The 4,654-nt window shown below is 70.2% G+C and carries 4 protein-coding genes and 1 pseudogene; 3 read left to right on the top strand and 2 right to left on the bottom strand.

Going from position 1 to position 4,654, the window contains the following annotated elements:
* Window positions 1-92: 92 nt before the first annotated feature.
* Window positions 93-383: pseudogene (locus FUT87_RS16955) on the top strand (fumarylacetoacetate hydrolase); the annotation flags it as partial.
* Between the two features lie 238 nt (window positions 384-621).
* On the opposite strand, the gene FUT87_RS16950 reads toward FUT87_RS16955, so the two are convergent.
* The gene (locus FUT87_RS16950) at window positions 622-1,092 is read right to left on the bottom strand and encodes a BON domain-containing protein (protein ID WP_091729086.1); all 471 of its coding nucleotides are present in this window, start codon (window positions 1,090-1,092) and stop codon (window positions 622-624) included.
* A gap of 323 nt (window positions 1,093-1,415) precedes the next feature.
* Here FUT87_RS16950 and FUT87_RS16945 point away from each other — a divergent pair, with 323 nt between their 5' ends.
* Window positions 1,416-2,723, top strand: coding sequence for a glutamate carboxypeptidase (locus tag FUT87_RS16945; RefSeq protein ID WP_147241773.1), 1,308 nt, complete (start codon window positions 1,416-1,418; stop codon window positions 2,721-2,723).
* A gap of 27 nt (window positions 2,724-2,750) precedes the next feature.
* Here the strand turns inward: FUT87_RS16945 and FUT87_RS16940 are convergent, their stop codons facing one another.
* The gene (locus FUT87_RS16940) at window positions 2,751-3,152 is read right to left on the bottom strand and encodes a PaaI family thioesterase (protein ID WP_147241772.1); all 402 of its coding nucleotides are present in this window, start codon (window positions 3,150-3,152) and stop codon (window positions 2,751-2,753) included.
* 140 nt (window positions 3,153-3,292) lie between these two features.
* Here FUT87_RS16940 and FUT87_RS16935 point away from each other — a divergent pair, with 140 nt between their 5' ends.
* Window positions 3,293-4,486, top strand: coding sequence for an amino acid aminotransferase (locus FUT87_RS16935; RefSeq protein WP_147241771.1), 1,194 nt, complete (start codon window positions 3,293-3,295; stop codon window positions 4,484-4,486).
* The last annotated feature ends 168 nt before the right edge of the window (window positions 4,487-4,654 follow it).

Here is a 4,654-nt window from a genome sequence, read left to right as displayed (position 1 = left end):
GCGCGGCCGCGAGCGCGACGCCGAGCGCCTTCCGATCCTGAGGTGAAAATGCCGCCAACGCTCGCCCGACGAATGACTGTCCGACCACAACAATGAAACTCGCAACCTACCGCGATGGATCGCGCGACGGCCAACTGGTGGTCGTGTCGCGCGACCTGAGCCAGGCATGCTATGCCAACGGCATCGCCACGCGCCTGCAGCAAGTGCTCGACGACTGGAACTTCATGGCGCCGCAGCTGGAGACGTTGTCACTCTCGCTGAACCAGGGCCGCGCGCGGCATGCGTTCGCCTTCGATCCCCGGCAGTGCATGGCGCCGCTGCCGCGCCTGGCCGGCTGGATCGCCGGCGAGGCCTATCCCGGACAGGGCCAGGCACTGCGCGAGCGCGGCCTGGCCTGGATCAGCGGCGAGATCGGCAAGCTGGCGCCGCTGCCGTCGCCGCCCGACTGTCCGCCGGGCGAGTCGCCGGGCAGCAGCACCCTGTGGACGCTGCAGTGGGCCGATGGCGGCGAGCCGCGGACCGGGGCGCTGGCGTGGTCCCACCCCCATGGCCGGTGGATCGAGTGGCTGGAGGCTTGAAATCCGGCGTTCGAGGCTGGCGGCTGGCGCCTCCACCTCCGGTTCAGTGCGAGGCCGCCGCGGCCGGTCCGCCCGGCACGACCTGGAGCTCGTTGATGACGGCCTCGACATCGTCCAGCTGCTTCACCAGCGCTTCCAGCGCCGCGGCGTCCCCGGCGCTCCGCACGCAGCCCTGCAGCCAGATCCAACGCCGCTGGCCGAGCGCCCAGACGCTGGTCGTGGCGGCGAAACGGCCGTCCGCGGCGATGGCTTTCTGCACCCGCGGCATGATTTCCTTGTCGTAGAGATAGGCGTTGGGCAGGCGGCAGCGGCCACTCTGGAAGCAGCTCGTGCCGCGCTCGATGCGACCGTGGGCCTGGGCCCGGGCTTCAGCCTCGGTGAGCAGCGGGCCCGCCGGGACCGGGCACACCGAAGGCGGGATCGCCGACGTCAACTGGACGAAGGGATCGTCGAAGACATTGCGGCGGACGTCGTCGCCGAGCGCCGGGCCGGTGGCCAGGGCCAGGACCAGCACGACGCTCCCGAGGCGCCGGCGCCGGCGCCGTGCCGGTGCCGGGCGCGGGAAATCCGTGACAGGGGAGCGGCCGACGGGCGAGGGTGTCGATGGCATGAGCGCGAGCCTGCCTCAACGCGCGCCCGGCCGCCAGGGCCGCCGCGACGGCTGAAGGGCCTCAGCGCATCGGTAACGCCGCCAGGGATGCCGCGAGCGCTTGCGTCGCTCCGCACACGAAACACTTTCAACGCGGACGGCGGAGCGCTCTGCCGATAGGATCGGCCCTTCCTTCGCTCCCCGAGGGAGCGGCGACGACAAGCACCCCCTGATTGGAGACCTCGACGATGCTGGCTTCCTTCCCTGTCTGGCGCCGCGCGGCGCTCGCCCTGGCCGCGATGGCCGCCCTCGGCGTCCAGGCGCAGACCGTGCCCGAGCTGCAGGCCCTGGCCGCCAGGGAGCAGCCCCAGCTGATGAAGACGCTGCAGCAGCTGGTCGAGATCGAGTCCGGCAGCTCAGACCGCCAGGGCCTGGACCGCATCGCCGGCCTCATCGCCCAGCGGCTGCGTGAGCTCGGCGGGCAGGTGCAGCTGATCGATCCCGACACGACCATCGCGTCGCCGACCTCCGACGCCGGCGATGGCCCGGCCAAGGTGGGCCAGATCGTGCGCGCGTCGTTCAAGGCGGGCAGCGCCACCGGCAAGCGCGTGATGCTGATCGCGCACATGGACACCGTCTACCAGCGCGGCGGCCTGAAGCAGCAGCCCTTCCGCATCGACGGCAATCACGCCTACGGCCTGGGCATCGCCGACGACAAGCAGGGCGTGGCGACCATCCTCCACACGCTGGCGATGCTCAAGGCGGTCGGCTTCAAGGACTACGCCGAGATCACCGTGCTCATCAACGGCGACGAGGAGATCGGCTCGCCCGGATCGAACGCGCTGATCACCCGGCTGGGCGGCGAGCACGACGCGGTGCTGTCCTTCGAGGGCGGCGGCGGGCCGACGACGCCGGACACGGTGCGGCTGGCCACCAGCGGCATCGCGTCGGTGGACCTGAAGGTCAAGGGACGCTCGTCGCATGCGGGCGCGGCGCCGGAGAAGGGCGTCAACGCGCTGTACGAGATGGCCCACCAGATCATGCAGACCCGCGACCTGTCCGACCCGAAGAACGGGAAGCAACTGAACTGGACGATGGCCAAGGCGGGCTCGGTGCGCAACGCGATCCCGGAGCGGGCCGAGGCCAACGGCGACGCGCGGGCGGACCGCGTCGCCGATTTCGACGGCATGGAGGCCGAGCTGCGCAAGCGCATCCAGAACAAGCTGCTGCCGGAGTCGGAGATCACGCTGAGCTTCGACCGCCGCCGGCCGCCGCTGCAGGCGACGGAGGCCTCGCGCGCACTGGCCGCCAAGGCCAAGGCGCTGGCCGACGAGCAGAAGCTGGAGCTGGTCGTGCGTGACCGTCCCACCGGCGGCGGCACCGATGCGGCCTATGCCGCGCTGGCGACCAAGGCGCCGGTGATCGAGGGCCTGGGCGTGCGCGGCTACGGCGCGCACAGCAGCGACAGCGAGTTCGTCGTCATCGACGCCATCGCGCCCAAGCTCGTGCTGGTCACGCGCCTGGTGATGGCCATCGGCAGCGGCAAGGCGCTCTGACGAACCCTTCGGCGATTCAGGGACGGCTCACGCCTTCGGATACAGGACCATCTGCGTGCAGCGGAACAGCGCGATCGTCTTGCCGTCGTGGCTGACGGTCGCGTCCCAGACCTGCGTCGTGCGGCCCATGTGGACGGCCACGGCGGTGCATTCGATGACGCCGTCGCGGGCGGTGCCCAGGTGGTTGGACTTGAGCTCGACGGTGGTGAAGTTGCTGGCGCCGTCCGGCAGCGAGGCGATGCAGCCGTAGCCGCAGCAGGTGTCGGCCAGCGTGACGACGCTGCCGGCGTGCAGGTAGCCGTTGGGCGCCATGACCTGCTGGCGCACGGGCAGCCGCGCGTGGACGCGGCCCTTCTCGACCTCGACGATCTCGATGCCCAGGTGGCCCGGCAGGCAGGCGGCGCCACGCGCGTTGAAGTCGGTGATCATGTGATTCGGTGGGACAGGTGATGCGAAGCCGGCATTGTCGTCGTGCTGTACCGGTGCGCCGGCGGCGGGGCTGTTGCGGTGCGGCGGGGTCCGGCTGGGGATAATGGCCGCCGCCGTTTGTCCAACCTGGAGTTCCCAGCATGTTCCAGCACGTCGACGCCTACGCGGGCGATCCCATCCTCAGCCTGAACGAGGCCTTCCAGAAGGACCCGCGCGCGCAGAAGATCAACCTGTCCATCGGCATCTACTTCGACGACGACGGCCGCATCCCGATGCTCGATTCGGTGCGCCGGGCCGAGCTGGCCGTGGTGGAGCAGGCCGGCGCCCGGCCCTACCTGCCGATGGAAGGTGCCGCCAATTTCCGCACCGAGGTGCAGAAGCTGCTGTTCGGCGCCGACAGCGAGGCGCTCAAGAGCAACCGGGTGGCGACCATCCAGGGCGTGGGCTCGTCGGGCGGCCTGAAGGTGGGCGCGGATTTCATCAAGCGTTACTTCCCCGACAGCGCCATCTACCTGAGCGACCCGACCTGGGACAACCACCGCGCCGTCTTCGAGGGCTCGGGGCTGGAGTGCCGCAGCTACCCGTACTACGACGCCAAGACCGGCGGCCTGCGCTTCGACGCGATGCTGCAGGCGCTGTCGGAGGCGCCGGCGCGCAGCATCGTGCTGCTGCATGCGTGCTGCCACAACCCGACCGGCGTGGACCTGTCGCAGTCGCAATGGGACGCGCTGATCCCGGTGCTGAAGGAGCGCGAGCTGATCGCCTTCCTGGACCTGGCCTACCAGGGCTATGGCGATGGCCTGGAGCAGGACACCTTCGCGATCCGCGCGCTGGCCGCCGAGGGGCTGAGCTTCTTCGTCGCCAACAGCTTCTCCAAGAACATGAGCCTGTACGGCGAGCGCTGCGGCGCGCTGTCGGTCGTGTGCCCGGACGCGGCGCAGGCGGCCAACGTGCTGGGCCAGCTGAAGTTCACCATCCGCCGCAACTACTCCAACCCGCCGATGCATGGCGGCCAGGTCGTGGCCAAGGTGCTGGGCGACCCGGCGCTGCGCGCGCTGTGGGAGGGTGAGGTCGAGGAGATGCGCGAGCGCATCCTGGCGATGCGCAACGCGCTGTTCGAGGTCATCACGGCCAAGATTCCGGGGCGCAACTTCGATTACTTCCTGACGCAGCGCGGCATGTTCAGCTACACCGGGCTGACGCCGGAGCAGGTGGACCGCCTGCGCGAGGAATTCGGCGTCTACATCCTGCGCTCGGGCCGGATGTGCATCGCCGGCCTGAACACCCGCAACGTCGAAGCCACCGCGAACGCGATGGCAGCCGTGCTGGCCTGACCGACGTCTCCGTCTGGTCCCTTCGCCTGGGATTCATCCCCTCTCTCGACACCCCTCGCGCCCGCATCATTCCCTCTCCCCCCGGGAGGGGGAGAGGGCAGGGTGAGGGGGTTCTCGCCGTAGCGCTCCGGCAGATCGAAAGACCCCTCACCCCCACCCTCTCCCCGC

Source organism: Mitsuaria sp. TWR114 (assembly GCF_007997345.1).
This window is presented reverse-complemented; position numbering and strand designations above follow the sequence as displayed.

Bases quoted from the DNA above. Each gene is read 5' to 3' on its own strand.
- FUT87_RS16940 (WP_147241772.1), bottom strand. From the start codon at position 3,152: ATGATCACCGACTTCAACGCGCGTGGCGCCGCCTGCCTGCCGGGCCAC.
- FUT87_RS16935 (WP_147241771.1), top strand. From the start codon at position 3,293: ATGTTCCAGCACGTCGACGCCTACGCGGGCGATCCCATCCTCAGCCTG.
- FUT87_RS16945 (WP_147241773.1), top strand. From the start codon at position 1,416: ATGCTGGCTTCCTTCCCTGTCTGGCGCCGCGCGGCGCTCGCCCTGGCC.